Annotated in this window: 25 protein-coding genes; 11 read left to right on the top strand and 14 right to left on the bottom strand. The window is 55.0% G+C overall.

Going from position 1 to position 26,985, the window contains the following annotated elements:
* Positions 1-133: 133 nt before the first annotated feature.
* A complete protein-coding gene (locus tag EIP93_RS12275; protein ID WP_125232775.1) occupies positions 134-1,465 on the bottom strand; it encodes an acid phosphatase in 1,332 nt (443 codons plus the stop codon).
* Between the two features lie 591 nt (positions 1,466-2,056).
* Here EIP93_RS12275 and EIP93_RS12270 point away from each other — a divergent pair.
* The 4 genes from EIP93_RS12270 to EIP93_RS12255 all read left to right on the top strand — a co-directional run bounded on the left by EIP93_RS12270 (position 2,057) and on the right by EIP93_RS12255 (position 6,108).
* Entirely contained in the window at positions 2,057-3,079 is a 1,023-nt protein-coding gene (locus tag EIP93_RS12270; protein ID WP_125232774.1) for a methionine ABC transporter ATP-binding protein, read from the top strand.
* Positions 3,072-3,731 (top strand): methionine ABC transporter permease, encoded by a 660-nt coding sequence (locus tag EIP93_RS12265; RefSeq protein ID WP_039531918.1) that lies wholly within the window; start codon positions 3,072-3,074, stop codon positions 3,729-3,731. The genes EIP93_RS12270 and EIP93_RS12265 overlap by 8 nt, the downstream gene beginning before the upstream one ends.
* Before the next feature lie 41 nt (positions 3,732-3,772).
* On the top strand, positions 3,773-4,885 hold the full coding sequence (gene menC / locus EIP93_RS12260) for an o-succinylbenzoate synthase (RefSeq protein WP_125232773.1): 1,113 nt from the start codon (positions 3,773-3,775) through the stop codon (positions 4,883-4,885).
* Positions 4,886-5,298: 413 nt separating this feature from the next.
* Positions 5,299-6,108, top strand: coding sequence for a MetQ/NlpA family ABC transporter substrate-binding protein (locus tag EIP93_RS12255; RefSeq protein ID WP_125232772.1), 810 nt, complete (start codon positions 5,299-5,301; stop codon positions 6,106-6,108).
* A gap of 401 nt (positions 6,109-6,509) precedes the next feature.
* Here EIP93_RS12255 and EIP93_RS12250 read toward each other — a convergent pair whose 3' ends face one another.
* Positions 6,510-7,928 (bottom strand): M20 family metallopeptidase, encoded by a 1,419-nt coding sequence (locus EIP93_RS12250; protein ID WP_125232771.1) that lies wholly within the window; start codon positions 7,926-7,928, stop codon positions 6,510-6,512.
* A 143-nt stretch (positions 7,929-8,071) separates the two neighbouring features.
* Between EIP93_RS12250 and EIP93_RS12245 the strand changes: the two genes are divergently transcribed.
* Positions 8,072-9,004 carry a LysR family transcriptional regulator gene (locus EIP93_RS12245; RefSeq protein ID WP_125232770.1) on the top strand — a complete coding sequence of 311 codons (933 nt, stop codon included), beginning with the start codon at positions 8,072-8,074 and terminating at the stop codon, positions 9,002-9,004.
* Positions 9,005-9,130: 126 nt separating this feature from the next.
* On the opposite strand, the gene sctU is transcribed toward EIP93_RS12245, so the two are convergent.
* From sctU to sctW, 11 genes are read right to left on the bottom strand one after another with little or no spacing between them, the layout of a single operon-like run.
* On the bottom strand, positions 9,131-10,210 hold the full coding sequence (sctU, locus tag EIP93_RS12240; RefSeq protein ID WP_039471862.1) for a type III secretion system export apparatus subunit SctU: 1,080 nt from the start codon (positions 10,208-10,210) through the stop codon (positions 9,131-9,133).
* A 10-nt stretch (positions 10,211-10,220) separates the two neighbouring features.
* Positions 10,221-11,024: a type III secretion system export apparatus subunit SctT gene (gene sctT, locus EIP93_RS12235; protein WP_103162430.1), complete on the bottom strand. Its 804-nt coding sequence runs from the start codon at positions 11,022-11,024 to the stop codon at positions 10,221-10,223.
* A gap of 6 nt (positions 11,025-11,030) precedes the next feature.
* Positions 11,031-11,291 (bottom strand): type III secretion system export apparatus subunit SctS, encoded by a 261-nt coding sequence (gene sctS, locus EIP93_RS12230; RefSeq protein WP_010302163.1) that lies wholly within the window; start codon positions 11,289-11,291, stop codon positions 11,031-11,033.
* Between the two features lie 7 nt (positions 11,292-11,298).
* Positions 11,299-11,952 (bottom strand): type III secretion system export apparatus subunit SctR, encoded by a 654-nt coding sequence (sctR, locus tag EIP93_RS12225; protein WP_010681683.1) that lies wholly within the window; start codon positions 11,950-11,952, stop codon positions 11,299-11,301.
* Positions 11,949-13,088 carry a type III secretion system cytoplasmic ring protein SctQ gene (gene sctQ / locus EIP93_RS12220; protein ID WP_125232769.1) on the bottom strand — a complete coding sequence of 380 codons (1,140 nt, stop codon included), beginning with the start codon at positions 13,086-13,088 and terminating at the stop codon, positions 11,949-11,951. Before sctQ ends, sctR begins: the two co-directional genes overlap by 4 nt.
* Positions 13,085-13,618: a type III secretion system HrpP C-terminal domain-containing protein gene (locus EIP93_RS12215; RefSeq protein ID WP_125232768.1), complete on the bottom strand. Its 534-nt coding sequence runs from the start codon at positions 13,616-13,618 to the stop codon at positions 13,085-13,087. Before EIP93_RS12215 ends, sctQ begins: the two co-directional genes overlap by 4 nt.
* Positions 13,615-14,052: a type III secretion protein gene (locus EIP93_RS12210; protein ID WP_125232767.1), complete on the bottom strand. Its 438-nt coding sequence runs from the start codon at positions 14,050-14,052 to the stop codon at positions 13,615-13,617. Before EIP93_RS12210 ends, EIP93_RS12215 begins: the two co-directional genes overlap by 4 nt.
* Positions 14,042-15,409 (bottom strand): type III secretion system ATPase SctN, encoded by a 1,368-nt coding sequence (gene sctN / locus EIP93_RS12205; protein ID WP_125232766.1) that lies wholly within the window; start codon positions 15,407-15,409, stop codon positions 14,042-14,044. Before sctN ends, EIP93_RS12210 begins: the two co-directional genes overlap by 11 nt.
* Positions 15,409-16,344, bottom strand: coding sequence for an FHA domain-containing protein (locus EIP93_RS12200; protein ID WP_107332825.1), 936 nt, complete (start codon positions 16,342-16,344; stop codon positions 15,409-15,411). The genes sctN and EIP93_RS12200 overlap by 1 nt, the downstream gene beginning before the upstream one ends.
* A gap of 8 nt (positions 16,345-16,352) precedes the next feature.
* The gene (gene sctV, locus EIP93_RS12195) at positions 16,353-18,455 is read right to left on the bottom strand and encodes a type III secretion system export apparatus subunit SctV (RefSeq protein WP_125232765.1); all 2,103 of its coding nucleotides are present in this window, start codon (positions 18,453-18,455) and stop codon (positions 16,353-16,355) included.
* A complete protein-coding gene (gene sctW / locus EIP93_RS12190; protein WP_125232764.1) occupies positions 18,452-19,660 on the bottom strand; it encodes a type III secretion system gatekeeper subunit SctW in 1,209 nt (402 codons plus the stop codon). Before sctW ends, sctV begins: the two co-directional genes overlap by 4 nt.
* 327 nt (positions 19,661-19,987) lie before the next feature.
* Here sctW and EIP93_RS12185 point away from each other — a divergent pair, with 327 nt between their 5' ends.
* The 4 genes from EIP93_RS12185 (at position 19,988) to EIP93_RS12170 (ending at position 24,345) form a co-directional block, all read left to right on the top strand.
* Positions 19,988-20,533 carry an RNA polymerase sigma factor gene (locus tag EIP93_RS12185; protein ID WP_010302190.1) on the top strand — a complete coding sequence of 182 codons (546 nt, stop codon included), beginning with the start codon at positions 19,988-19,990 and terminating at the stop codon, positions 20,531-20,533.
* A 241-nt stretch (positions 20,534-20,774) separates the two neighbouring features.
* Positions 20,775-22,244, top strand: a complete 1,470-nt coding sequence (locus tag EIP93_RS12180; RefSeq protein ID WP_119880363.1) for a PAS domain-containing sensor histidine kinase — start codon at positions 20,775-20,777, stop codon at positions 22,242-22,244.
* A gap of 36 nt (positions 22,245-22,280) precedes the next feature.
* Entirely contained in the window at positions 22,281-22,922 is a 642-nt protein-coding gene (locus tag EIP93_RS12175; protein WP_095699592.1) for a response regulator transcription factor, read from the top strand.
* A 367-nt stretch (positions 22,923-23,289) separates the two neighbouring features.
* Entirely contained in the window at positions 23,290-24,345 is a 1,056-nt protein-coding gene (locus tag EIP93_RS12170; protein WP_116362647.1) for a sigma 54-interacting transcriptional regulator, read from the top strand.
* Positions 24,346-24,406: 61 nt separating this feature from the next.
* On the opposite strand, the gene EIP93_RS12165 is transcribed toward EIP93_RS12170, so the two are convergent.
* On the bottom strand, positions 24,407-25,987 hold the full coding sequence (locus EIP93_RS12165) for an EAL domain-containing protein (protein WP_095701917.1): 1,581 nt from the start codon (positions 25,985-25,987) through the stop codon (positions 24,407-24,409).
* Positions 25,988-26,332: 345 nt separating this feature from the next.
* Here EIP93_RS12165 and EIP93_RS12160 point away from each other — a divergent pair, with 345 nt between their 5' ends.
* Together EIP93_RS12160 and EIP93_RS12155 are read left to right on the top strand one after the other, a co-directional pair.
* Complete coding sequence (locus tag EIP93_RS12160) at positions 26,333-26,539, top strand: type III secretion system major pilin HrpA (RefSeq protein WP_009112561.1); 207 nt, start codon at positions 26,333-26,335, stop codon at positions 26,537-26,539.
* 68 nt (positions 26,540-26,607) lie between these two features.
* On the top strand, positions 26,608-26,979 hold the full coding sequence (locus EIP93_RS12155; protein ID WP_095994672.1) for an EscI/YscI/HrpB family type III secretion system inner rod protein: 372 nt from the start codon (positions 26,608-26,610) through the stop codon (positions 26,977-26,979).
* Positions 26,980-26,985 lie beyond the last annotated feature (6 nt).

Below are 26,985 nucleotides of genomic sequence, written 5' to 3'. Positions count from 1 at the left end.
GGTGATTTTTTAAAAAAAATGAAACAAAATAACGAGGATAATAACGGAGGTAATTTATTTCCGTTATTACATGTCATTTTTTTTGTAATCGTCCTCTTCCCCGCGTTTTCCTGCGTGGGGAAGAGGAGAAAGGTTAGCGGTGCTGAGCTAACTGCACGGCGTCATGCAGATTGAGGCGCTGCCAGAAATTCTGTGGGCCTTTATCGCCCGGTGCGCCGGAGAGCGGGTAGCCGTCGGCCAGCGCGGTTTTCACCATCAGGCTTCTGCGCTCGGTAACGGAGAGATGCGGAAGCACGGGGTCGAGCAGAACTTCTGCACCTTCGGGAACGCTAACCGGAGACGCCGCGCCAGGTTGGGCTGGCAGACCGTACGTCATCGTGTAGCGATAAAACGTCTTCATCTCCGGTGCGGCGTAGGGATCGTCCTGTGGCGCATTCTGAGCACAGGCGCTCAACGTCGTGCCACAGGCTTTCTCTAATGCGCTGCGCAACGCCGTCTTCGCCTGTTCAAACAGCCGACGATACTGTGGATCGTTGAGGTAGTGCGCCACATTGCGTTCGGCGATCATCCGCGAACCGATCACGTCTAATGGATAATGCACGCCCAGCACGATGCGCGAATAGCCATAGCGCGCGCCGCGATTGATCAGCGGGACGAAGCGCTCGGGGATCATTTCCGCTAACAGCAGCGCATCGGTGTAACCCGTGTTGGTATGCCCGCTAGGAAATGCGCCGCCGGAAGCGGTGTAGGGCTTGTTATCGCCAATCACGGCGGTATCCGGCACCAGATGAATGGTGTTATTCGGCTGTAGGAAAGGTCGAGGGTAGTCGAAATGCTGTTTAGCGGCGGACGTACTGACTTCAGAAGCCTTGATTAAGGCTGCTGCTTTGCGCAGTTCACCGCGATTATAAGCGCTGATAAACGCATGACCGAGCTTTGGGCCCAGTGCATCGGCCAGATAGTAGAGATATCCCTGACTCTCGGCATCTACCAGTGCCTGTTCGCGTTGCCCCTTGGTCGCTTCGCGATTAATGCGCGTCACGATAGCCATATTTTGCTGCAACACATCGGTAGAAAGATGTGAGAAGGAATCCAGCAAAGCAATGCCAGCCTGCTGGTTGGCCTTCACCGCAAAGTCATAACCGCTGGCGTTTAACCACTCGGTATCTGCCATCAGCGACGTCTGTTTCGCCTGCTCTAGCTGCGAGCGGGTCAGTTTCGGTGCATCGCCTTGGATTGCCTTGCGCAGCGCAGCCTGAATGGATTGTTCCAGTTCAACAACGCGAGGGCTGCTACTGGCCTGCGTAGTGGAATCGATAATGTTGCGGAGACTGGCGCTATCCGGTTCAGGCGCTGCGGCAAACCCAGAAAACGGCAACAGGAAAAGACTGAAAACAGGCAGCAGTTTGAGCGCGGGTAACACGTTGGTTGCCGTCGCCGGGAACAGCATAGAGCGATAACGCATAGTGGCATCCTTAATTGGGAGGATAAATGCTTGTCGGTGCGGGATCAGGCTAGGTGCTGATTGTGACGGTCATGTTTCAGGATATATTTTGAGATGCTTATCAACGCATTATCATGATTTGTTATGTTTGGTGACGTGGTGAGCTTCATGCGATAACCGAGGGCGTTTGTTGCTTATTTTGTTGCTTATATAGAAGAAAAAGACATAAAAAAGTTTCTAAAAAATGGAAAGGTGATTTGCTTTTTTTATCATTGACGCAAAGCTCATTTCTCTCTACTTTAAACAGACGATTATTTTTTAATATTTTATTGATTTATAAGTAATTAATCTAATTATAACAAAAATGGCAGACATCAATAGCCCGGTTATTCCTCAACGCAAAAAGGCGATGGCGAGCCTATCCCTGTTCAAAATGGCAAGTGAAACAGTCCTGTGGGATAGGTTCAACGTCCACTAATGCGAAATGATTTTACCCACGAACATGTTTTACCTACGAACAGTTTTACCACGAACAATGGTTTCCCAACATCAAACAGGTATACGTTTGCGTATGCTGATAAATAGTCTGTAACAGCAGGAGTGAGTCAGGTAATGATTCGGTTAGAAAACGTGAGCGTTGATTTTCCCGCCGGTAAAGCAGCACAGTCCAGGGCGGTAAACAACGTCAACCTGACCATTCAACAGGGTGAAGTTTTTGGGATTGTCGGCACCAGCGGCGCGGGAAAGAGTACGCTGCTGCGGACGATTAATTTATTGCAGCGCCCCACCGAAGGGCGTGTATTTCTGGGTGATACGCTGATTAGCGATGCGTCCGGCCGTGAACTGCGTCAGCATCGGCAGCGTATCGGGATGATATTCCAGCATTTTAATCTGATGCATACCCGCAATGTGTATGACAACGTGGCGTTCAGCCTGCGTGCGGCGGGAAAGAGTAAGGAAGAGATTGCAACGCGCGTGCCGGAAATCTTGGTGCTGGTCGGGTTGCAGGATAAAGGAACCTCCTATCCAGCGCAGTTGAGCGGTGGGCAGAAACAGCGTGTGGGTATCGCCCGCGCCATTGCCAACCATCCCGAAGTGCTGCTGTGTGATGAACCGACCTCTGCGCTAGATTTAGAAACGTCGGCATCTATTCTGGCGCTATTGAAAAGCATCAATGTCCGGTTAGGTATCACGATCGTGCTTATTTCCCATGAAATGAGCGTGATTAAAAGTATTTGTCAGCGTATGGCGGTGATGACGGGCGGAAATATTGTGGAAGAGGGTGACGTCTTTACGATCTTCTCTGCACCGCAGCACGCCTACACCAAACAGCTGGTTAGCCATACCAGTCCGGTCGAATTACCTGAACGCTTTAAGCAGAATAATAAAGGCGTCTTGCTGAAAATACTCTTCGCCGATGATTCGGTAGAACAACCGATATTATCCGACGTGGCGCAGCAGTTTCAGGTATCGGTCAATATTCTGCACGGCAATATTGAATACATTAACGATCGCGCGCTGGGGCATATTATCGCTCAGATTTCATACCGTGACGATCCGGCGGCGGATAACGTAGCCGCAGCTATTGCTTATATTCGACAGAATACCTTTGGGGTGGAGGTCATCAATGACTGAGTTATTCGGTGAATTAATTTTCGCCTTCGGTGAAACCTTCACGATGGTATGTATTTCAACGCTCTGTGCGGTGGTATTCGGCCTGCCGTTAGGTATCGCGATTTATGTGACCGATCGTCATTTATTCTGGCAGAACCGTTTTATCTATCTGATCTCAACCATTCTGGTGAATATCATCCGCTCGATCCCGTTTGTGATCCTGCTGGTGCTGCTGTTGCCATTAACGCAGCTACTGCTGGGGAACACGATAGGGCCGGTTGCAGCGGCGGTGCCGATGTCGGTTGCGGCGATTGCGTTTTATGCGCGTCTGGTGGATTCCGCGCTGCGTGAAGTCGATCCGGGCATTGTGGAAGCGGCTGAAGCTTTTGGCGCTAGCCCAACGCGTATCATTGCGACCGTGCTGTTACCGGAAGCGTTGGCAGGATTGCTACGCGGCCTGACGATTACGCTGGTCAGCCTGATTGGCTACTCGGCGATGGCCGGAATTGTTGGCGGCGGCGGTGTCGGCGATCTGGCGATCCGCTTCGGCTATTACCGCTATGAAACCGAAGTGATGGTGGTGACCGTGATTGCGTTGGTGGTGCTGGTACAGGTCGTACAAACGCTGGGTGATATGCTATCGCGTCGGGCGAATAAGCGCGAACGCCGCTAAACCACGGCAGGATAAGGTATTCAGGGCAGCAGAGAGATGTCATGAAAATAGATAAAATTGTATTAAGAAAAATGAAAATGGCGCTGAAAACGCCGTTTACCACCAGCTTTGCGACGCAGACGGAGAAACACTTCTCCATCGCGGAAGTGCACGCTGACGGGCAGATTGGTTACGGCGATTGCTCGGCCATTTCGCTGCCGTTTTATAACGAAGAGACCAACGTCACCGCCTGGCACATTATGCGTGACTTCCTGATCCCGATGATTAAGCAGGTTGGGGATATTGAGCATCCTTCACAGGTGCGCGATATTTTCGCCCCGGTAAAGCGTAATAACTGCGCTAAAGCGGCAATCGAAGGCGGTATTTGGGATGCTTACGCGAAGATAAAAGGCGTACCGCTACATCAATTACTGGGCGGCGTGCGGAATAACGTCGAAGCGGGTGTGAGTATTGGTATTCAGGATACGCCGGATCAATTAGTCAGCGTGGTCGATAATTTCCTGAACGAAGGCTACAAGCGCATCAAAATAAAGATCAAGCCGGGAAAAGATTACGACTATATTGCGGCACTGCGTCAGACGTTTGGTGATATCACGCTGATGGTGGATGCTAATTCCGCCTATACGCTGGACGATATCGATTTCTTTAAGCGCATCGATAAATTCAATCTGTTGATGATCGAACAACCGCTAGCGCATGACGATATTATCGACCACCGCAAACTTCAGGCAGCGGTGAATACGCCGATCTGTCTGGATGAAAGTATTGCGTCGGTAGAAGATGCGCGTAAAGCGATAGAGCTGGGCAGCGCCAAAATCATCAATATTAAAGTCGCGCGCGTGGGCGGTATTACTGAAACCAAACTGATTCATGATTACTGCCAGGCCCACAATATTCCGGTGTGGTGCGGCGGTATGCTGGATACGGCGGTCGGTAAAGCGCACAACATTGCGGTGTCTACGCTGCCGAACTTTATCTACGCGCACGATATTCCGCCATCTTCCCGCTACTGGCATGAAGACTTCATGCTGCCGTTTGTCGAATTAGACAAAGACAGCTGTGTTGCGGTGCCAAATAAACCGGGAATCGGCTTCGATATTAACCCTGAACTGTACGAAAAATATTGCTACGGACAGGAAACCTTTTTGTTTTAACTGATTCTTTAATCAGAAATTTTAAATCATATACCCTAAATAATTCGAGTTTCATGAAGGCGGCAAGAGAAGGAATCCCGATGAGCTTACATTGGTAAGTGATTCGGGTGAGTGAACGTAGCCAACGCACATGCAACTTGAAGTATGACGGGTATAAGTGTGAGCAGTAAAACGTTATCCAACACCAGGGAATAACGTTATCAAAATAGAGAAAAATAATGAGCGATGTTGCACCGCGCGTAAGGGTAGGGATTTAGGGAGAAACACGGTGATGAGGTTCCCGCAGGGATGCCTCGCACCGTGGTCGCTCCCGGTATCTCGATCTTAACCGTGGCTACAGACGCCTAACATAACGAGAATGCCGTTAGCAAAACGGCTAATACTGACTAAATCGGACAGACAGGAACGCGACGATGCGATTGAAAAAACTCATTCCACTCATGCTGGTGTTGGGCATCTCTCAGGCTTACGCAGCAGATCCAGGCAAAGAAATCATCATCGGCGTCTCGCCGGGGCCGTATGGCGATATGGTCACGAAAGCGATCAAGCCGGAAATGGTGAAAAAAGGCTACGACGTAAAAGTGCGTGAATTCAGCGACTACATCCAGCCGAATCTGGCGCTGTCGAACAACAGTATCGATGCCAACCTGTTCCAAAATCGCCGCTATCTTGATCGTTTCAGCGCGGATAAAGGACTGAAACTGGCGGAAGTGATCACCGTGCCGACGGCCAGCATGGGCTTTTACTCCAACAAAGTACGCTCGTTGGATGAGTTGAAAGCGGGCGATATCGTGACGCTGCCAAACGATCCATCAAACCTGGCGCGTTCACTGGATTTCCTGCAAAAATACGGCCTGATCAAGATCAATCCAGACATTACGCCGACCAAAGCCTCGCTGCGTGACATCACAGAAAACCCGAAAGGGCTGGTCTTTAAACCGCTGGAAGCCGCACAGTTACCGCGCGCGCTGGGCGGCGTAACCGGTTCGCTGATTAACGCCAACTTCGCGATTTCCGCTGGCCTGAACCTGTCTGACGCCATTCAACTGGATGTGCTGCCGGAAGATCTGAAAAACATGATCGTTGTACGTGCGGAAGATGCCGATAAACCGTTCGCTCAGGATCTGAAAGTGGCCGTTCAATCCCCAGAATTCGCCGCGTTCTTTGAGGACAAAAACTCCATGTTCCACGCGTTCCAGAAGCCGGAATGGATGAAGAAGTAATTACGGTTTTGTTTGTAACTAAGCCCTTAATCTATGTAAGTAAAGGGAACGTTTCGTGCGTATTGGTATGAGTGCTAGTTTATAACACTGTATCCCGCCCGACATAGGGCAGCTCAAACGCCGCTTGCCCTATGAACCCAAGCTAATGGCTGAAATTATGCCGCTTACGCGGTTCCTTCGGTGTCCATGACCGTATTCCGAGCCGCCAGTGACGCGATTACTCGCCCCATTAATGGGGCTCGCCCTTCGGGCCAGCACAAGTGCTGTTCAAAAACGTCGTTGGCGTTTTTGTCCGACGCGGCACTGGCTTTCGCGGCGTCCATGCCGCTCACTCGGCGGTCATCTCCACCTCAGCCTAATTTTTAATGCCAGTGAAAGACAGAGAAGATAAGCACTAAACATCACTTCTGATGTGCATACCCTCTGTGTTCGTCTAGTAACGCATCTCCTTGCTCCCCCAGTTCCCAGAACAAGCCAGTCATGATCGCTAACCCTTCTCGGGCGACGGATTTCAGCAGGTGTTCGTTGACCGCGTGCTGGCCGCATGCCGGATAGGAGTGGGGGATCCACAGCGTCGGCAGGCCGAGGATGTCAGCGAAAACGTCATTAGGCAGCGATCCGCCCAAATTCGGTAACAGCGCGGGCTGTTTACCGCTGATTTGCTGCATCAGTGCCAGCGTCCAGTTTACCAGCGGATCTTCTGGGTTAAAACGCGTCGCCGGAGACGTATTAAGTACCTCAACCTCCACCTGTTTAAAGCCGTGCTGGTCGAGGTGTTGACGCACATGTTGCGCCAGATGCTGCCAGTCGGTGCCGACCACAAAACGCAGTTGGCAAATCGCCGTCGCGTCGGCGGGGATCGCGTTCACCGGTTTGTGTGGGTTGCCGGTAATGAACGACAGCACTTCCAGCGTGTTCCAGCCAAATAGCCGTTCGGCAGGTGTGAGACCGTCTTCACCCCAGTTTTCATCAATCGCCGGATCGCCCTCGCTGCCTGCGGGGTCGATGGTGCTGAGGATCTCCCGCAGCGCGGGCGTTAACGGCGGTGGCAGCAGGGCATCGATCTTCATCCGTCCTTGCCCATCCACCAGACTCGCCACGGCGTTCGCCATCTGGGTGCCCGGATTGCTCAGCAGGCCGCCCCAGTTGCCAGAGTGGTATGCCTGATCGCGCGCCTGGATGCGCAAACGGAAATTGATGCAGCCGCGAGAGCCGAGGAACAGCGTCGGACGCTCTGCGCTGAGACGCGGGCCGTCGGAGGCGATAAAGATATCGGCCGCCAGCGCCTGCTTGTGCTGCTGGCACAGCTCGGCCAGCCCCGGTGAGCCAATTTCTTCCCCCATCTCGAACAGCAGTTTGCAGTTGAAGCCTAAACGCTGTCCGCGAGCCTGAAACACCTGCTCCAGCGCCATCAGGTTGATGCTGTGCTGACCTTTGTTATCGGCACTGCCGCGCCCGTACCAGTGGTCACCTTCTTCCACCAACTCCCACGGTTTTAGCCCATCGCGCCAGTTTTCTTCATCACCGAAAACCACGTCGCCGTGGCCGTAAGACAGCACGGTCGGCAGGTTGGGATCTTCAATACGTTCGGCCAGCAAAAAAGGGGGATGGCGTTCATCCGACGAAGCAATCAGCCTTACGCTGAATCCCATCGCCTGCAACGCGGGCTGGATCTCGTCAGTCAGATAGCGGTTCAGCGCGGGATGGTTACCGGCTTTTTGGCTCTCGCTAGCGTAGGCAATACGCCGGGCCAGCGTTCGTTTAAATTCTCCGCGATCGAAACGTTCACAGGCGATACGAATAAGGTCTGCGTTGGTCATGCCTTTCCTTGCTGGATAATGTGCCGAAGTTACCGATATTTAAAGAAAAAACGAGCTTTGCAACAATAATAAAAATTGCAATTAAGCTTTGCTTTTAATATAAACCTGCGAATCCCCCCGTGATGTCTGAAAGGAACGCCGCCATGCACAGCTCCGAGATTCGTTATTTTCTAGTGGTTGCCACCACCGGTTCGCTCAGCGCCGCCAGTCAGCACCTGTTTGTGGCCGTTTCTGCGATCAGCCGCCAAATCCAGCGGCTGGAAGAACGCATTGGCGTGCCGCTGTTTGAACGTCATGCGCGCGGCATGGTTCTGAATGATGCAGGGCGGATTTTGGAAAATCATGTGCGCAAGAGCATGATGGACATGGATGCCGCCGTGGCGGAGATTCAGGGGCTGAAAGCCAGCCGTCGGGCGCTGCTGCGCATCGGCTGTACGGAAGGGATGGCGTTTGATCTGCTGCCGACGCTATTTGCGCGTTTCCGCCAACATGATCCAGATACCACCTTTGCGTTGAAAGTCGAGTCGGCGATGCAGGTGTCCCAGATGATCCGCAATGGCGAAGTGGATATCGCGCTCCAGTTTGCGCTGGCGCCCGAACAGGGCGTGAATGTGGAACTGGCGCTGCCTGCACCGCTGCTGCTGCTGATGTCTGACGATCACCCGCTGGCGCAGCAGTCTATCCAACTGGCGGATCTGCATCCTTTCCCGCTGGCCTTGCCGGAATCCTCTACCACGTTGCGGCAGCTGTTCGACCTCTCATGCCGCATGAATGGTACCTTTCTGGAACCGACGCTGTGCTGCAACAATTTCACCACGCTGTATTACTATGCAATGAGCACGCCGAGGGCGGTCACCGCCTGTAGTTTCTATTCCGTGATGTACAAGTGTTTACAGCAACCAATGCGCCTGAAACCGCTGAATATTAAGCAGCTTGACCAGCGCTCGCTTCAGATTCAAACGCTGGCAGGTAAAGCGCATGCGCCGCAGCAGCAGGCTTTCCTTGATTTCATGATAGCGGAGCTGCGTCAGGGAGAAGCGTATTATCTGAGCCAGATCGCTACCGATACGGTTTGATACGGTTCATTGCTGTTGCTGATTAGGAGAAACACGGGGATGAGGTTCCCGCAGGGATGCCTCGCCCCGTGGTCGCTCCGGGTATCTCGATCTTTCCGCGAGCGATTTTACGTCTTTGTTTTACCCTCACTCCATCTCAATAATGTCGCGCTTTTGCTCGTCTTCGAGCTGTCGCAGGACGCGATACACTTGTGCGACGGCCTGAAGTGTTTCGCGCGGAATGTAATGGCCTTCCGGCGTGGTGCGATACAGTGTACGGGTCAGCCAGATGAAACGAATCACCGGAATGTCCGCTTTTTGCGCCTGCGCGATGAGATCGCGTGCGGCTTGGTTTTCCCCCTTAAACAAAATACGCGGTAACGGCGTTTTACCAGGGCGATAGTAGAGCCCCACCGCATAGTGCGTTGGGTTGACCAGCAGCATATCAGCGTCTTCTATGTTGGCTTTGGGACGCGGGGCGGCAGGCTCGTTCATCAATTCGTGTGCCAGCGATTTGCGGTGACCTTTCATATGCGGATCGCCTTCGGAATCCTTGTGTTCGTTGCGTAAATCCTCGTGGCTCATCCGCTGCTGCTTGAGAAAGAAATACTTTTGCAGGCCGAAATCCAGTGCGGACAGCACGAGCAACGCCGTCAGCGTGGTGCGGGCAATGCGCGTGAGCAGCGCTTTAACCCCTTGCCAGAAGCCGTGTAGATCGCCATAGGACAATTCAACCAGCGCTTCCAGCTCCGGTACCACCACTTTATAAAAGACCGTACCAATCACCACCGCCTTCAGGATATTGGTCAACATTTCCACCAGCTTGCGCATCGAAAACATCTGCTTGAACTGGTTGATGGGGTTCAGACGGTTGAGATCGAGCTTCAGCGCTTCGGGCGCAAACAGCGGACCATACTGGAGCCAGCCGCCGACCACGCGCAGCAGCACGGCAATGGCGGCGGCTAACAGGCAGAGCGTACCGGCCAGCACAGCAGCATCGTGGAACACCTCTTTCGCCACCTGCGCAAACGGGGCATCCAGCCGTTGCAGCGGCAGTTGTACCAGCGTTTGCAGTTTCCCCATCGTGCTGTCTGCCAGCGCCAATACGCATTCCAGCAGGCCGACGCAGATCAGCAGCTTGGGCACATCCTGACTTTGCCCGACTTCCCCTTTACGGCGCGCGTCTTCGAGTTTTTTCTCTGTGGGTTCTTCCGTTTTCTCGCTCATCAGCTCCGCCTTATTCGCTGTTCGATGCCGTAAAAATCAGCGGGAGCAGGTGTTTGAGATCCGGTAGCCCCTGAAGTCTGTGGTCGCCTAAATATTGCAATATAGGCAGGTAGATGATGAAAAAGGCCATCCCGACCAGACACTTGGCTGGAATAGCGAGGACGAAAACCTGAAGCTGCGGGCTATACAGGCTGAGTAACGCAATGCTGAATTCCAACAGCAACAGCAGCGCGACCAGCGGCCCAGCGTACACCACCAGATGAGTGAAAGTGTCGGCCAGCAGGCTGAGATAAACCTCAAACCCTTGTTCGCCCGGCGCGGGCAGCCAGGACAGGACCGGCCAGATCTGGTAGCTGTCCCAAATCAGCTGCGTGAGCCCTTTCAGGCCGATACCGATAATCAACAGCAGAATCAGCGTCTGTTTCAGCAGATGGCCGAGCGGCGTGGCGTCCGAGCCCAGCGCAGGGTTGAGCTGGCCGCCCATGAGCGCACCGCGCTGGTTATCGAACAGGGCACCGACGGATTCAAACAGCCAGAATGGCATAGCCAAAATCAACGCAATGAGAAGCCCGACAAGGATCTCTTTCAGCAACAGGCCGGGCAGCATCGGCCAGGACAGCGGCGTCAGCAGAAGCTGCTGCTGCACGATGGGGGCGGGCAGCAGCGTCAGGGAAATCACCACGGCGTTACGTGTCATGCCTTTCAGCACGTTGAGTGAAAAAACCGGCACCAGAATAAAGCAGGGATACAGCCGGGCGATACCGAGCGTAATGGCGATGATAAAATCGTAAACGTGCTGAATGGTGGCGATCATGCGGATTTATACCCCGGTGTGCGCAATCATGTTGAATGCGGTGATAGCCAACTGCATCAGTTCTACGCCAATCCAGCGTCCGCAGAGCGCCAGCGCCAGCCCGACGGAAATCAGTTTGACGGCAAAGGGCAGCGTCTGATCCTGCAACTGCATCACTGCTTGTAGCAGCGAAATCAGCACGCCGACGATCACCGCAACCAACAGCGGCGGCGCAGAGAGCAGCACGACCATCACCATGGCCTGACGGAAAAGCGTGATTATTTCCATCGTGGCCTCACAGGTAGCTGTAGAACAAGCCGTCCAGCAGTCGCGTCCAGCCGTTGACCAGCACGAACAGCAGCAGCTTTAACGGCAGCGAGAGCGTCATCGGCGCGACCATCTGCATCCCCAGCGCCAGCAGCACGTTTGAGACAATGAGGTCGATGACGATAAACGGGATATAGATCAGGAAGCCGATTTTGAACCCGGCCTGTAGCTCCGACAGCACGAAAGCCGGGATCACCAACAGCAGATTCTGCGTATTCACCTTTTCGGATAGCGATGCAGGCCACATTTGCAGGCTGTTTTCATGCAGGTGGGTGAGGATATCTGGGTCAACGTTGCGTGACATAAAGGTTTGCAGCGGCTCCAGCCCGTAGGTCACGCTGGCCTGAAGCGATGTGATGTCGGTCATATCCAGCGGCTTTTCCTGCACGCGCTTGCTGATGTCCTGAAACACCGGTGCCATCACAAACAACGTTGCCGCGAGCGCGATACCGTACAGCGCCATGTTGGGAGGTACTTGTTGCACCCCGATGGCGTTGCGGGTAATCAGCAGCACAATCGCAATCTTCAGAAAGCAGGTGCAGACAATCATCATCAGTGGAATCAGGGAGAGCGCACCCAGAAAGAGCGCAAACATCAACGGATCGAACGCGCCGGAGGTCATGGCGCCAGCTCCGGTTCGGCGGCGTACTCTTCATCCGCTATCGGCAGTTCGTGCGCGGGTGCGGAAAAGCATTGGGTAATCTGTAGCCCCAGTCGGCCTTCCACATCGACCAGATCGCCGCTCGCCAGGGCGATATCGCCGTGATACAGCCAGGCTTGCCCCGGCACCACGTCGCGCAGCGTCAGCACGCTACCGCTGGCAAGATGCTGCAATTCCGTCAGCGTCATCGTCAGGCTGCCACAGCGAATGTGTAAGGTGACCGGCAGCGGCGGTAAGTTTTCGGTGACGTTGTCACTCGTTGGCGTGTGCTCAAGCGCTGACGCATCTGAGTGGGGAACGGCTAGCATCGTATCGGTAGCGGGCATTGAGACAGTCTCCATGTCAGTAACGGTAAAGGTGTAGGGCGCGAGCGCCGTGAGCTGTAGCGTGCCGCGCAGGCGCAGCGTGCCGGATGACAGCGTTCCCTCGCCGGAAGGGGTAAACCACGGGCGGTTGGGCAGAATAAGATCGCCCGTACGCAAACGGCGTAACGCGGACAGCGGCAGCACGGCATCAGCCAGCGTGAGCGGGATAGCGATAGTCATTCCAGCGGGTAGCGCACGGCGTTGGTGGTGCCAGTCGGCGCGGGAAAATAGCGCCAGCCAGACGGCGTCAGCGGCCTGCATCCGGCTGCGCACGGTCATGCCGTTCCAGCTCACACTGAGCCGGGCAGCATTGTGATTCTGCTCTGTTGAATCCTGTTCTTTCTGAGAAAGGCCCAGCGGATAGATTTCCCCGATCAGCGTCCGCAGCACGGGGTTAAGCGACTGGTTGTAGAGCGTCCAGTACCATTCCTGTGCCGCGTCATTGTCTTCTGTGAGAGGCAGCAGCGGGCAGTCCGACAGCAGGCTGAGTACAGGAAACGGATCGGTCAGTGAGAAATTGCCGATATCGCTCTGCCAACGGCTTGCCTGTGTGGTGAACGAGTCCTCTTCCTGCTCGCGTGCATTCGCCAGTTGAAGGTGCAGGCGGCCAGCCCGTCCGTCGCGGGTAAATGGCAGCGATAATCCGGCAGCCAACGTCGATCGGACGCGGGCGTGCTGGGCGCACAGGGTCGGCAGCGTCAGCGGTCTGATGTGCTGTAGATTCGGATTCATCGCTCATACTCTCTGGCGTCAAAACGCAGATTTATCGGGCAGTCCAGCGCGCTGGAGAGCAAATGACGGCAGGCTTCACGCCGATCTTTTAGCTGGTGGTAGCTTTCCCGGCTGAAACGCAGGGAAATATCCCAGCCGCGCGGCACCAGCGTGGCTAACCGCGCATCGATGTCGCCCAACTGCGGCAGTTGCAGGCTAAAAGCAAACGGCGGGGCGCAGATGTTGTCCATCGCTTCAATCAGCTCACATTGCAGCGGCTGCCACTGTGACGGTGTCACATTTTGTGGGCTGTCCGGTGCCTCACTCTGCAACAGCGGTGGGGCATTGATGGGGCCGCCTGGCGCTAAGGCGAAAGGCGCTTCCTGATAAAACGCGTCCTCAAAGCCGTCTGAAAATGTGAAGGCCTCCCAGAAATCCTTATGGTGTAGATCGTGCGATGAATCGTCTGCGCGTGAGGATTTGCCGTGCAGCGTGGCCTGCGCGTTCTGCGTCGCCTTGGATTCGGGGGACGCAATCTGTCGGTTATTCATACGTGCTCCTGAGGTAACGTAAGCAGATATTCCAGCTTCTCCACTGCTTTCTGGCATTGGCGAGTGGCATCTCGGGCGTGATCAACCTGACGCTGCTGGTCGTGGTGTTGCTGCTGTGTGGCCTGCGCCTGCTGCATTTCTGTCGCTATCTCGCCGAGTAAGCGCTGTTCGGCGGCAAGGCGCGTTTTTAAGTTTTCCAGCGTTTGGCATTGCCCCTGGGTTTCTTGGGCAAACTGGTCGCGCTGCGTCTGGCTGGCTTGTCGCAGCACCTCGACCTGCTGCTGATGATGGCGTTGCTGCTCCGCAATTCGGATCAACTGCTGTTCTTCCTGCCGCTGCTGACGTTCGCTGCGGCTTAAGCGCTGGCGGCGTATCGGCATCAACAGGTTCAACACGGTCTGTAACTCCGCATCGCGTTCGGTGTTATGGGGCATAGCGGCTGACTCCGGCGAGCTGTTGTTGAATCACGCCATACGGCATCGGTTCACGCATCGACTGACGCAGGAACTGCGTGATTTCTGCCTGGGCGTTGACGGCAGAATCGGTCAGTTCGTCATGGCCGGGTTGGTATTCGCCGAGACGGATCAGCATTTCAACCTGCTTGTACGCCGCCATCAGACGCCGTACACCGCCCGCGTTGTGGGTGTGTTCGGTATCCACGACGTTACTCATGGTGCGGCTCAGGCTGGCTAACACGTCGATAGCGGGATAGTGCCCCTGTTCCGCCAGCCGTCGGGCGAGCACGATGTGCCCGTCGATCAGCGAACGCACTTCGTCGGCGACCGGATCGTTCATGGAGTCCTGCTCGATCAGCACGGAATAGAGTGCCGTGATGGCACCGTCTTCCGTTTGTCCGGCGCGTTCGACCAGACGCGGCAGCAGCGTATAAACCGACGGCGGCAGCCCGCCGCGCCCCTGCGGTTCCCCGAGCGCCAGACCGATTTCACGCTGGGCGCGGGCGAAACGCGTCAGGGAGTCAATAATCAGCAGCACCTGACGGCCTTCGGCACGGTAAGCCTCAGCGATGGCGGTGGCGGTGAACGCCGCGCGGGCGCGTTCCATGCTGCTGCGGTCGGAGGTGGAACACACCAGCACGGTGCGGCTGCGCAGTTCATCGTCCAGTTCGTGATCGAGAAACTCGCGTAGTTCGCGGCCACGTTCGCCAATCAGCCCGAAAACGATGGCGTCGCACGGCGTATTACGCGCCAGTTCGGCCAGCAGCGTGGTTTTACCACAGCCTGCACCGGCGAAAATGCCGACGCGCTGCCCTTGACCGATGGTCAGCAGGCCATCGACGGCGCGTAATCCGGTAGGGAGCGGCTGGCTGATGCGGGGGCGGGAGGTCGGCGGCGGGGCATCGCCCAGCACCGGCTGCGTGCGTCCCGTGGCATGGCCCGGCTCGACAAATGCGCTCTCGCCGCCGTCTTCCAATGCCCGCCCAAACCCGTCCAGCACGCTGCCCAGCAAACGATCCGACACCTGAATGCAGTGCGGCTGATACAGCGGCGTCACGGCGGCACCCTGAGCGATGCCGTCCAGTGCACCGAGCGCGGAGAGAAAGGTGTTGTCCGGGCTGAACCCTACGACTTCGGCCATCATCTGGCTGTCGTCCTGACGGGCTACCCAGCACAGATCGCCAATACGCGCCTGCGGCAGGCTGCACTCCAGCAAGATGCCGCTGACGGCCATGACGCGGCCTTTTTTCTCCACGGGCGCGTAGTTCGCCAGATGCTGGCGCTGCTGTGCGACCCACTGGTCGAGCAGTGGAAAAGAAGAAGGTTGCGTCTGCATTACCAGTTCACCGTTATCTGTTGTCTGCCGCTGAATTCAATCTGGTGCTCATCAATTCTCACCAGACGCAGGTTGTCTACCTCATCGCCGATGAAAAAGCGCTGACCGTCCGCCGTGACGACGTTGGCGCGCGACCCGCTGGTCACCTGAACGATCTGAAACGGCAGTTGCTCCGTTTTCAACTGCGTGCGGTTATCCACGGACAGCGCGGTTCTATAACGTTGGTGGAGTTGAGCGAGCATCCGTTCCAGCTTTTTTTGATCGTCCGGCGTGACTTGCCCGGTGAGCGTGAGGCGATCTTGATACGCCGCTACTTTCACGGCCGTGCTCAGTTCCCGCTCCTGCAACATAATGCGCAGCGTGCTTTCCAACTGTGGCAACGTGCCGAGCGGCTTACGGGTATCCTGCGGCGACGGAGCGGCGGGCATCGCGACGCTTTCCTGTAGCTGCCAACTGCCGACCATCACCAGCAGCAACGCGCCAAGCAGCAGATAGCTGGCTTTAGCCCACAGCGGCAGGCGTGTCACGGGTGCTGGTGTAGGAAGCGGCGCTATGGTATGAACTGGTGGTTCGTCGATAGGCATATCCGCCGGGGGAACGTGTTCTTCCGCAGTCGGAGGGGCTTCGTTATCGTCAGGCCAAGGGGTATCGGCCGCGACAATGCAGAGCCAAATCTGCCCCAGCGCAAACGGCGTGCCGGGTGGCAGAGCGTCAATTTGCTCGACGGTATGGCCTTCCGCATTACACAACGCGCCATCCTGTGCGCTGAGCGCCCAGCCGTCAGCGGTCTTCTCCAACTGGCTGTGATACGGCGCAATGCCGGGATCGTAAAGCACGAGATCGGCGTCATCGGCTGCACCGATGCGCCAGGCGTTTCCGCAGAGCGGCAGCGCCGCACCGCGATGTAAACCAGTCAGCACGCGTAATTCAAACATGATGTTTCCTATGCGCTAAAGGGATCGGGGGAGTCGTACAGATCGAGACGTCCAATGACGTTGATCGACAGGGTGGATTCCAGTTCGGTGAAGGACAGCACCGGAACGTGGTGAAATTCGTCCTGCAACAGCGTGCGCAGCGGGCTGCGTAAATCCTGCGCCACCAGTACCAGACTGCGATGCGACGAAAACGGCGGAAACGCCTGCCGCAGCTGGCCGAGTAGCGTGGAGGCGTAGTCCTGCGTCAGGGCGAAGAAAGTTTCGTTCTGCGTCTGGCGCAGCGCATCACGCAGCAGCTCTTCGCTTTCCGGCGTTAGCAGCCAGACGGCAAGGTTGTTTTCGTCGCTGTACTGGTGGCAGATTTGCGATTTGAGTGCCAGACGCACGTAGTCGGTCAGCGCCAGCGTGTCCCGTTCGTGCTGACCGACTTCAATCAGCGCCTCGGCGATGGGGCGCACCGACCGCAGGGGTACGCGTTCGGAAGCCAGCCGTTGCAGCACGCTGGCAAAACGCGAGAGCGGCATGATGCGCTGAAGCTCTTGCGCCAATTCAGGCTGTTCGCTCTCCAGCCAGGCCAGAATGGATTTGGTTTCCTGCAAACCAATAAACTGTGAACCGGTGCGGTGAATGGCCTGTTCCATGCGCGCCAGAATCAGCTCACCCGCCGTCCAGCGCGGCACGTCGTCGGGCTGCTGCGTGATATGTGCCAGAGGCAGCCAGAGCCACTGACTTTCATCCCGTAGCGTGGGGCCGGGCGTGGCGAGGGCGGCATCCGTCGGTTCGACGGCACCGCTGGCAACGGCCAGCCGGTCGGTGACAAACGTGGCTTTAACGTAGGGAATCTCATAGACGCAAAACTGAAATTCATCTTCCGCTAGCCGATCGCTGAATTCGATATCAAAGGACGGCAGCGTAAAGCCAAAACGATAGACCAGCTTGTTACGCAGACGGCGGATATTCTGGACCAGCGCCGTTGCCGTTGGCTGCCCTTGCCAGACCGGATGAAACAGCAGCAAATAGGCGCGCGTGGGGTTGAAGCGCCGCAGATCCTGATAGCCGTTCTGTTCAGCGGGCATATTGTCCGCTTCCAACTGGTTGGCATCGAGCTGGCCCTGTTGTTTGATGCGCCAGAGCTGGAACAGACCGCTGCCGAGTGAGGCCAGACTGATGGTGACAAACACCAGCGTCGGCATCCCCGGCAGCAGCGCAAAGCCAAACATGCCGAGGGAGGAGATGATCCACGCTTTGGGCTGGCTGGTGAGCTGTTCGGCAATTTCACGACCAATATTGGCATCCACTTTTTGCCCGTCGGCTGAGACGCGGGTGATGATCATCCCAGCGGTCAGCGAGATCAGCAGGGCCGGAATCTGGGCGATCAGGCCGTCGCCGATGGTCAAGACCGAGTAGACGTGCATCGCATCGGACGCGGCCATGTTGTGCTGCAACACGCCGATGGCGAAGCCGCCGATCATGTTGATGAACACGATCACCAGCGACGCAATGGCATCGCCTTTAACGAACTTCATCGCGCCGTCCATTGCCCCGAATAGCTGGCTTTCTTTCGCCAGATTTTCCCGCCGCTGCCGTGCCTGATGGGCTTCGATTAATCCGGCACGCAGATCGCTGTCGATGGACATCTGTTTACCGGGCATCGCATCAAGCGTGAAGCGTGCCGCCACTTCGGCCACGCGCTCGGAGCCTTTGGTGATCACCAGAAAGTTCACCACCGTCAGAATCAGGAAAATTACCAGACCGACCGCCAGATTCCCGCCCACCACGTAGTTACCGAAGGCTTCGACAATATGGCCGCCGTCCTGCTGGAGCAAAATCTGGCGCGTGGTGGAAATGGAGATCGCCAGCCGGAACATGGTGGTCAGCAGCAGCACGGCCGGAAACGTCGAGAAAGCCAGCGGCTTGGGCAGATACATCGCCAGCACGATCAGCAGGGAAGAGACGCAGATATTGAGCGCGATCAGCACATCGATCAGTCCTGTGGGCAGCGGGATGATCATCATGAAGACGATGGACATCACGATGACCGCGCCAACGACCTCCGAACGCTGCATCGCGCTCAGCGCAATGCGGTTCAGCCAGATAATCAACAGATTCATGGCTGCTCCTTATCCGAGTCGCGCGTATTCTGTTTGTGCCGCGATGCGGTATCACGCTGCGTCAGTTCATCATGCTGAGTGCTTTTGGCCTGCTGTTTTTCATATTGAGCGATATCGCCAATCATGCCGCGTATCAGTTGGATCGCCGTTTGCCGGTTTTTACTGTCTCGCCACAGCGGATGCGGCAGGTCGCTGACGAGCGGCAGCAGGGCGCTGAAAAACATCGCCTGATGTTGCACTTGGGTGCCGGCCACTTCCCGCCCGAGATTATGCAGGTCGCGGGCATAGGCACCGTTGGCGCTCAGGCCAATCAGGCGGCGGGTTAGCTCCACGGCACCGAGCGTAAAGGCGGGCACTTTGTTCGCTAGCCGAGTGAGCAGCGTCTGGCTGGATGACAGTGTATGGCTCAGGTGGCGGGAATCGTTGAGATTGCTCAGCATTTTGCTGAGTACGGCTTTCGGAATCGACGGCGTCAGCGAGGCAATATCCGCCGCCAGCGCCCGCTGCAACGTGCGCAGCCCAATGGAAAAGGTCGCGGCGTCAAAGCGTTCCAGCAGGGAATCCAGCAGTGCGCTGGCCGACTGCTGATGCACGATTTTTTGGTAATACAGCTCACGCATCGCCTGTTTTTGTTCCGGCTGGGTGCTGAACAGCGCAATCGCCGTTGCCGTATTCAGGCCGGCCCGGACTTCCGGCCCTCTCTCCTGATGCAACTGCTGTAGCGCACTTTCTACCGCCGCCGTTAGCTCGGGCTGTTGGGGAGACTGCTGCTGGATGTGGCGCAGCAGGATATCGCCGCGCGCCGGATCGTTGCCTGCGGCTTCCAACACCGCTTCAAGCGACGGCGAACCTTGCTGCATCAGCAGATCGCGCAGGCGGCTCAACTGCTGATCGAGCGTACTTTGCGACGGATTTTCCAGCATCCTGAACAGTTCTGTCAGTTTCTCAATCCGTTCGACATTGGCGGTCGCGCGTGCGTCCGGCTGCTGGGCGATGTGGCGCCGATTCAGCGATTTGCTTCTTCGCTCAGCTTGCTCGCCAAATGCCATCGCCACTTCTTCCATCGAGGTGGATAACGGCGAACCGGGGGAGGCAGGGTGAGAACTCGTCTGCTGCACCGCAGCCTGTGGCACAGGATCGTCATCCACGACGACTGGGCGCGGCAGGGCGCTGCTGGAGGGAAGGACAGTCGGCATTTTGATCATGATGTCATCCTGAATAAATCGGCTACGTGTCGTGGTGTGAACGTGCAGCGGTATGAATGTATTGCTGTGTGGACGCAGAAAAGAATGGGTTCCCCGATGTGAAGTCATCGGAGCAGGCCGAATTTGATGGCGGATTGGCGTAAATGTCGTTTTACTGATTGCAATAACTTGCAATTTCACGCTGTTGGCGTTGGCAACAAGTGGCGTGATAAAAAGCAAAGTGAAAAATAACTGATTAAAAATCAGTGTGATAAAAATTATTCCGGGCTGGCACAAGGCTTGCTCTTCCGTTTTTGCCAATGGGGCACAACAACGGAGAGTCAGCAAATGGAAATGTCTACCCTGAAACACATCGAACAGACCCCTTCGCTTTACCCAGCGTTATCTGTCGATTGGGAACAGGTGTTTCGTCAACACGGAAAGAAATTGCATAACTTTATCCGCAAGCGCGTCAGCAACCGTGACGACGTTGAGGATTTACAGCAAATGACCTATCTGGAAGTGCTCAAACATCAGGATAAATTTGCGGGAGCATCGCGGCCGGAGACGTGGGTATTCGGTATTGCCCTCAACCTGGTTCGCAATTATTTCAAGCAGGCACGCCAGCGCGCTCAGGAAATGGGCGATGAGATGCTGGAACATATCGCGATAGATCTCGATCCTGGCGCTATCACCGAAAGCCAGCGGGCATTGAAACGCGCGATGGATGCCATCGTCTCACTGCCTGAAGATACCCGTCAGATGCTGATGCAATTGCTGGATACCGATGCCAGCTATCAGGATCTCGCGCTGCAGTTGGAGATTCCGATCGGTACGGTGCGGTCACGGCTGTCTCGTGCCCGAAGTGTGATCCGTCAGGCCGTAGAATCCTGACGGCATTTCACGGGGCGAAAGGACGCACCTGCACCCGCCGTTTTTCACTGACTGAGGTGGTGACCGCTTTATTTAATGATGGCGGTTGCCGTTCAGTTCGTGGTCGCACGCCGTGATATCAGGTCGCATTGATGCCGTTGCAGGGTTCCCTGTCCATCTTCTGGAATGTTGAGACGCCGTATTGCGCTACCTGCACGGCGGGTGGCTGCACAACAGTCTTAATTCAAATAAGGAGATGGCAATGATGTTCACCCAACCTTTTCGTTCCGATGAGAAAACCAAAGCCCCCGAGCTTGAACTGGTGGATTTTGCATTTGGCCGCATCAAGGACGCGATTTATATCGTCAATGAAGATCAGCGTTTTTGTTACGCCAATGAAGCAGCCAGCCAGACACTGGGCTACAGCATTACGGAATTCATGCATTTGAGCGTTGCCGATATCGATCCCGACTGGGTCGCTGAGCATAGCTCGCCCGACTGGTTTCAGGAATACGCATCGGGCGTCGGCACCACGTTTGAAACCAAGCACCTTACTCGCAATGGCATAACTATTCCGGTCGAAGTTAATCTCACGCATTTCCAACACAGAGGACGTAGCTACAACATGTGTGTAGTCAGAGATATCAGGGAACGTAGACATATTGAACAGTTGGCTTACGCGCGAGAACAGGAATTTCGCGCGCTGGTTGAGAACACACCGGATTTGATTATCCGCTTCGATCCCAACCTGAACTGCCTGTACGCCAACCCCGCCAGTCTGAAACATCTGGATTTCACCATAGAGCAACTTCGGGGTCGTATGATTACGGAACTGATGCCCGGTGTGGGCTGTGCGATTCGCATGGAACAGCTGGTGCGGCTGGTTGTCGATACCCGCAGCAGTGCGGAAGGCGAAGTCATGGAAGAGCTGGGGAGAGGTGAGCAGCGTCATCATCATATTCACCATATTCGCTGTGTGCCCGAATTCGATCAGCACGGCGCGCTGGTTTCCATTCTGACCGTCGGACGGGACATTACGGCGATTCGCTATGCGGAGAAAAAACTGGCCGATTCGCATATGCAATTGCGATTGCTGGCGCGCCAGCGTGAGATTTCACGCGAAGAAGAGCGTAAGCATATCGCTCAGGAAATTCACGATGAGCTGGGGCAGCACCTGACCACGATCCGCATAAGCCTGTCGCTCATGCGGATGTGTTTTGCCAAGGAAAATCCAGAGATGCAGGCGCATTTGCAAAAGCTGATGCAGTTGGCGGACCAAACGATCCAGGTGGTGCGTAACGTTTCGACTCGGCTCAGGCCGAATGTATTGAATATGGGGCTGACGCCTGCGCTGGAATGGCTGTGCGACGAATTTAACCGGCATTACAGCGCAACCTGTCTGCTGCGAACGTTGGGAGAACCGCTGGCGCTTAATGACGAAAGCACCACGGCGGCCTTTCGCGTCGTGCAGGAGTCGTTGACTAACGTGGCGCGTTACGCCGCCGCCACACAGGTAATCATTACGCTGGATAACCAGCCGGACTGCGTGGTGCTGTGCACCAAGGACAATGGTAAAGGTTTTGATTCTCGCGCTAAAAATAAAAATGCCTTCGGACTCATGAGCATGAAAGAGCGTGGACGGATGCTGGGAGGTGAAGTGGTTATTGAAAGTGCGCCCGGAAAAGGCACGTTGGTGCAGCTAACGTTTCCTAAACATGGCTATACCCGCTAACCGCGGGATAAGAATAACAAAAGGAAGGGATGAGCGATGTGCAAACCAATACGTTTAATGATCGCAGACGATCACGTCATCATGCGGGAAGGACTCAAGCAGATCTTTGCGCTGGATGATTCGTTGAGCGTCGTCGCCGAAGCGGGAAATGGCGCACAGGTGCTGGCGCAGCTGCGCAGCGTGACGCCCGATTTGCTGCTGCTGGATATGTCGATGCCCGGTATCAGCGGTGAAGCGCTGATTTCACGCGTGGTGGCGCAATATCCGCGTCTGCCGATTCTGGTGCTCAGCATGTACAGCGAAGCGCAAATTGCGCAGCATGCGCTGAAGAGTGGTGCCAGAGGTTACATCACCAAAGATAAAGACCCGGAAGCGCTGCTAGCAGCGATCCGGCGCGTGGCGCAGGGCGCTCGCTATATCGATCATACGATTGCCGAGCAGTTGGTGTTTTCCAACTACGCGGAGGGCGGCAGAGCCGAGCACGATGTACTGACGGCCAGAGAGCACCAAATCATGATTATGTTTGCGCAGGGGATGGGCATCAACGCCATTGCCAATGAGTTGGCCATCAGCAACAAAACGGTCAGCACCCACAAGGCACGTCTGATGGAAAAAATGCAGTTCAGTACCAATGTGGAAATCGTGAAATACGTCGTTAGCAAGAAGCTCATTCCCTAATCGCGGGAATACGCTGTGCGAAAACAACAGATAAAAGGGATTCAACAGTCGGCGAATCCCTTTTGCTGAAGCTTACGCTTTCCTTACGACATCCTTTCGTTTTCCTGCTAATTGTTTAGGAAGGTAACGGACTGTTTTTGCTTATGTTGGTCGTTTTTTGTAGGTATTTCCCTACAAATTCCTCTGGAATTCCTACCTGATGTTCAGCGATGCCTGATGGTTTCATTATTCAATGGCGGTAATGCTTATCATCGTTCTACTGGAGAGGTATTGGCCTGTGTTATGCGGAGAAACGCGGCAAATGCATGGTAGGGCGCCACGTTATGGAAGGCAGTCAGTTAGCCCGTCTGGGCTTCAGGAGTAGTTAATGAGTTATTATTACCGTCAGGACAGACAGCACGATTCTTCATTAGAGCATTCGTTATCAGAGCCTTCACCATTAGAAAAAGCACCACCATCAGTAGACTATTTCCCGTCATTGTCGGGACATTCCACACACACGGCAGATGATATTCACTCATCGCTCTTGCCTATCATCAATGTTATTGCTCCCCTCAATGTCGATATCGTGCTGGAAGGTGAAACCGGTACGGGCAAAGACACATTGGCAAATCGTATCCATCAACTTTCTCGATGCAGCGGCCCGCTGGTGGCGGTGAACTGCGCCGCCGTGCCGGAAAATCTGGCCGAAAGTGAATTGTTTGGCGTGGTGTCGGGGGCTTATACCGGCGCAAACCGTTCCCGCGCCGGCTATCTGGAAAGTGCAGATAAGGGGATTCTGTTTCTGGATGAGATCGACAGTATGCCCATGACGCTGCAAGCCAAGATGCTGCGCGTGTTGGAAAGCCGTGGCGTAAAGCGGCTGGGAAGCACCCAGTTCACGCCCGTGGATATGCGCGTAATTGTGGCGACGCAAACGCCGTTGCTGCAACTGGTGGAAAAAGGGCTGTTTCGCCGCGATCTCTATTTCCGTCTGGATACGGTAAAGATTCAACTGCCGACGCTGCGTTCCCGCAGCGATCTTATTCTGCCGCTGTTTCAGCGTTTTAGTCAGGAAGCGGCGGTACGCCTGAAAATGACGCTGCCGCCGATGACGGCGGAAATTTACGAACAGCTGCTGACCCACAGTTGGCCGGGCAATATCCGCGAGCTGAAAGCAGCGGCGGATCGCTGGGCGCTGGGGTTGTCGCCTTTGGCTGAAATTCAGCCACTGCTGCACCCGCGTCCTTTGCAACTGAAAGACCGCTTAAAGAGGATTGAAAAATTTCTGATTCAGGATGCACTGCGCCGTCACGACCACTGCATTGACGATGTGATTGTGGAGCTGGGGATCCCCAAGCGGACGCTCTATCACCGCCTGAAAGTGCTGAACGTGACGGCGCGAGAAATGTGCGCAGGGGGCGGGGAAGCCTGTCAGGCATGAGGGCCGAAGATGGCAGGCCTGTTTTGGGGAGAGGCCTGCCTTCGGGTTACACCGTTTCTCTCTACACCGCTTCTATCGGCGGGCACGGATAGTGATGGATATCCGGTAGATCGTGCAATGCCACCGCTTTGCTGAAATACCATCCTTGAATAATCGCCGACGGGCACTGTTGCAGGATGTAGGCGGCTTGCTCGCGTGTTTCTACTCCTTCGAAGATCACCGAGACGTCCAGCTTTTTGATCAGGGTAAATAGCAGATCGGCCATCGCGGCATTAACCGAATCTGTGCCGATGGCACCGACAAAAATTTTGTCGATCTTGATCATATCGAACGGTAAGTTGCTTAGATAGTCGAGGTTAGAGTATCCCGTGCCGAAATCATCAAGCGCGACCTTATAGCCCGAATGTCGTAAGGCCTCAAGGCCGTCTGCCAGCGTCTTATGGGATGTGCTCGACCGTTCGGTGAGTTCCAGCATGACGCGCGTTTTATCGATGGCTAACTCGTCACACATCTGCTGTAGGAAGCGATGATAATCAGGCGAAACAATGTCGGAAACGGACAGGTTAATGCTGAGAAGAAACGGCGTCTCCTGCGTGAGGTACGGCCGCATGTCGTGCAGCGCCTGACGGGTAATGATGCGGGTGAGTTCGTCTGAGTAGCCCATTTTTTCAGCAAGGCTGATGAAAAATTCTGGCGAGACGTTGTTGCCGCGCTCGTTTTTCCAACGCGCCAGTGCCTCTACGCCAATAATCGCGCGCTGTGGCAGGCTGATCAGCGGCTGATAATGCACCTGAAACCGCTGGTGTTTAATCGCGCGTTTTAGCTGTGAGGGTAAAGCATGGTGCCGATCGTAGTAGAGCTGATAGGACAGGGTAAAACTGGCACCGACTAACGCACCGACAAAAAACAGCAAGGCGATGATATACCACGGACGATATAGGATTCCTGCGGAATCCAACTGAGCCAGTACACAGATATTCACATTCGATGCGCAGAAAAACGTCTGCCGTTTTCCCATGGCCAGCCATGAATTATCCTGATGTTGCGTCTTCTTGAATACAGGGAGATCGATGTTGCCAAACGTTTGATAGACGTGATCCAGATTATGCGTTGTCAACATGGCGCTGTAGTCGGCGGGCGGCTGAATAAAACGGCGGAATGCGGCGGCGGCGGTGATGGTGACCACACCGTTGAGGCTTGCCATATCTGCGGTAATTCGCGGGTCAATCACATCTTTCATTGCTGTCCACAGCTGTACGCCATCGGGGGTCGTCAGGTTCGGTGGCAGCAGATAAATCGGTGGGTTAAGGATTCCCCAGCCTGCTGAACAGATAAGATAGTTGTCTTTGATACGCCCAATATCCCGCAGATAAACAGAATAAAAAGAGATCAGGCGCAATTCTTTCAGATCGGCACTGGAGCACGGGGTGTTACCCAGCGTCAGCACTCGGTTAATCGTTTCCCGACCTTCATGAGCGACGTCGGTTCCCTGCTTGAGCACTTCCTGGCTGTAGTTCAGCAGTTGTGTTTGCTCCAGCCTGGCTAGAATCCCTTGCCCAATAAACAGAGCCAGCAATGCGCTGCCAAATGAAATCAAAACAAGTCTGAGCCACAATCCGGTGTTGGTAGTTAAGGTGAGCATAGCGACCATTTGGCAGCGTGACGGGAATAGTACGGCATGGGTTCAGGTATCGCATCCTTGCCAGTTGCACAGCATAAAAACGTTTCTGAAAATCAGAAACAACGTACGGCCTTTCGGTAAGGTAATAACGCTTTCTATTATTCTAAAAGAAAATCCATCATGACTAACGGTCGGAAACACAGATAAAACTAGGCTAGTTCTTCCTCTCGAATGACATTACAGAAAGAATTTCCTTTTAGTTGGAACTCACTGACCCGCTCTCCCACTTAATGAATGAACAAGATGACTGTATGTACAGCATGACAGTTCACCACCGTAAACATTCATTATATTTGGAGATATATCATGGCTTTAGGACTTTCTCAGGTTGCATCTCAGGCGGCTTCTCAGACTCTGGATACCGCGATGGCCGGTTCTTTGACCCGTGCTGCGGGCGCTCAGGCACAGAAAATTGCGCTGGATACGGAAAACTCCATTCTGGATGGTCAGATGGATTCCGCGTCCAAATCACTGAACTCCGGGCAGAAAGCGGCGAAAGCCATCCAGTTCTGATCGTGATGCAACGAGCCGGAGCCTTGCTCCGGCTTTATTTTTATCCCGTCCGCGATGGAATTCACACCATGAAAATCAACCACGCTACTACGCTGCCCCAGCCGGGGGATGCTCCGCTGGCGGACAACGGTACGTCTTTTTCCTCTTCTGCCACCAATCAGGATGTGTCCTGGTTTAGCGCGGCGCTGTCGTCGGCACCGATGACGGCAGAAAGCGGCAACAGCCAGTGGCTGGGCGCACTGGCGGAAAAATCTCAGGGATTGAACGGCGTTTTTAAATCTGCCGAACGCGATGTAAGCCAGTCGATGCGCTCCAATAATCCAAAGGATGTGCTGGATGCGACCCGAACGCTATCGTCGTTCTATCTGGAAAGTCTGCTGAGCGCCAAACTGGTGGCGAAAAGTGTACAAAGTCTGGAAAAACTCACCAACTTACAGTAGCGGCCT

Origin of the sequence: Pectobacterium versatile (assembly GCF_003932035.1) — a bacterium.
Classification (GTDB): domain Bacteria; phylum Pseudomonadota; class Gammaproteobacteria; order Enterobacterales; family Enterobacteriaceae; genus Pectobacterium; species Pectobacterium versatile.
The sequence above is the reverse complement of the archived record's forward strand: the minus strand, read 5'-3'. Positions and strand labels throughout refer to the sequence as shown.

What these genes read in the sequence shown, in the direction of transcription:
- EIP93_RS12155 (WP_095994672.1), top strand. Translation starts at nt 26,608, where the DNA reads ATGAAAATCAACCACGCTACTACGCTGCCCCAGCCGGGGGATGCTCCG.
- EIP93_RS12270 (WP_125232774.1), top strand. Translation starts at nt 2,057, where the DNA reads ATGATTCGGTTAGAAAACGTGAGCGTTGATTTTCCCGCCGGTAAAGCA.
- EIP93_RS12160 (WP_009112561.1), top strand. Translation starts at nt 26,333, where the DNA reads ATGGCTTTAGGACTTTCTCAGGTTGCATCTCAGGCGGCTTCTCAGACT.
- EIP93_RS12265 (WP_039531918.1), top strand. Translation starts at nt 3,072, where the DNA reads ATGACTGAGTTATTCGGTGAATTAATTTTCGCCTTCGGTGAAACCTTC.
- EIP93_RS12185 (WP_010302190.1), top strand. Translation starts at nt 19,988, where the DNA reads ATGGAAATGTCTACCCTGAAACACATCGAACAGACCCCTTCGCTTTAC.
- sctQ (WP_125232769.1), bottom strand. Translation starts at nt 13,088, where the DNA reads ATGAATCCGAATCTACAGCACATCAGACCGCTGACGCTGCCGACCCTG.
- EIP93_RS12175 (WP_095699592.1), top strand. Translation starts at nt 22,281, where the DNA reads ATGTGCAAACCAATACGTTTAATGATCGCAGACGATCACGTCATCATG.
- EIP93_RS12245 (WP_125232770.1), top strand. Translation starts at nt 8,072, where the DNA reads ATGCACAGCTCCGAGATTCGTTATTTTCTAGTGGTTGCCACCACCGGT.
- sctR (WP_010681683.1), bottom strand. Translation starts at nt 11,952, where the DNA reads ATGACCTCCGGCGCGTTCGATCCGTTGATGTTTGCGCTCTTTCTGGGT.
- EIP93_RS12170 (WP_116362647.1), top strand. Translation starts at nt 23,290, where the DNA reads ATGAGTTATTATTACCGTCAGGACAGACAGCACGATTCTTCATTAGAG.
- EIP93_RS12210 (WP_125232767.1), bottom strand. Translation starts at nt 14,052, where the DNA reads ATGCCCCATAACACCGAACGCGATGCGGAGTTACAGACCGTGTTGAAC.
- sctV (WP_125232765.1), bottom strand. Translation starts at nt 18,455, where the DNA reads ATGAATCTGTTGATTATCTGGCTGAACCGCATTGCGCTGAGCGCGATG.
- sctT (WP_103162430.1), bottom strand. Translation starts at nt 11,024, where the DNA reads ATGATCGCCACCATTCAGCACGTTTACGATTTTATCATCGCCATTACG.
- EIP93_RS12200 (WP_107332825.1), bottom strand. Translation starts at nt 16,344, where the DNA reads ATGTTTGAATTACGCGTGCTGACTGGTTTACATCGCGGTGCGGCGCTG.
- EIP93_RS12275 (WP_125232775.1), bottom strand. Translation starts at nt 1,465, where the DNA reads ATGCGTTATCGCTCTATGCTGTTCCCGGCGACGGCAACCAACGTGTTA.
- EIP93_RS12255 (WP_125232772.1), top strand. Translation starts at nt 5,299, where the DNA reads ATGCGATTGAAAAAACTCATTCCACTCATGCTGGTGTTGGGCATCTCT.
- EIP93_RS12215 (WP_125232768.1), bottom strand. Translation starts at nt 13,618, where the DNA reads ATGAATAACCGACAGATTGCGTCCCCCGAATCCAAGGCGACGCAGAAC.
- sctN (WP_125232766.1), bottom strand. Translation starts at nt 15,409, where the DNA reads ATGCAGACGCAACCTTCTTCTTTTCCACTGCTCGACCAGTGGGTCGCA.
- sctU (WP_039471862.1), bottom strand. Translation starts at nt 10,210, where the DNA reads ATGAGCGAGAAAACGGAAGAACCCACAGAGAAAAAACTCGAAGACGCG.
- EIP93_RS12165 (WP_095701917.1), bottom strand. Translation starts at nt 25,987, where the DNA reads ATGCTCACCTTAACTACCAACACCGGATTGTGGCTCAGACTTGTTTTG.
- EIP93_RS12250 (WP_125232771.1), bottom strand. Translation starts at nt 7,928, where the DNA reads ATGACCAACGCAGACCTTATTCGTATCGCCTGTGAACGTTTCGATCGC.
- menC (WP_125232773.1), top strand. Translation starts at nt 3,773, where the DNA reads ATGAAAATAGATAAAATTGTATTAAGAAAAATGAAAATGGCGCTGAAA.
- sctW (WP_125232764.1), bottom strand. Translation starts at nt 19,660, where the DNA reads ATGATCAAAATGCCGACTGTCCTTCCCTCCAGCAGCGCCCTGCCGCGC.
- EIP93_RS12180 (WP_119880363.1), top strand. Translation starts at nt 20,775, where the DNA reads ATGATGTTCACCCAACCTTTTCGTTCCGATGAGAAAACCAAAGCCCCC.
- sctS (WP_010302163.1), bottom strand. Translation starts at nt 11,291, where the DNA reads ATGGAAATAATCACGCTTTTCCGTCAGGCCATGGTGATGGTCGTGCTG.